Raw genomic sequence first — 320 nt, forward strand, 5'->3', positions numbered from 1 at the left:
TCCTGGATACGGGCGCCAGCGCCGTCGTTCAACGACACCAGCGGAGCACCCGCCGCGATCGCCATGTCCATGATCTTGTGGATCTTCGTCGCATGCGCCTCACCCAGCGCACCACCGAAGATCCGGAAATCATGGGCGTACACGAAGACCGTCCGGCCCTCCACCGCACCCCACCCGGTGACCACACCGTCGGTGTACGGCTTCTTCGCCTCCAGACCGAAACCCACCGCACGATGCCGACGCAACTGCTCCACCTCGTGAAACGAACCGGGATCGAGCAGCAGGTCGATACGCTCACGCGCCGTCAGCTTGCCCTTCGC

General features: G+C 64.7%; 1 protein-coding gene. It reads right to left on the reverse strand.

Going from position 1 to position 320, the window contains the following annotated elements:
* On the reverse strand, positions 1-320 hold a 320-nt coding region (locus tag ADK54_RS17770), incomplete at both ends, for a carboxyl transferase domain-containing protein (RefSeq protein ID WP_324610170.1).

This window comes from Streptomyces sp. WM6378 (genome assembly GCF_001279695.1).
In the GTDB taxonomy this organism is placed as follows: Bacteria; Actinomycetota; Actinomycetes; order Streptomycetales; family Streptomycetaceae; genus Streptomyces.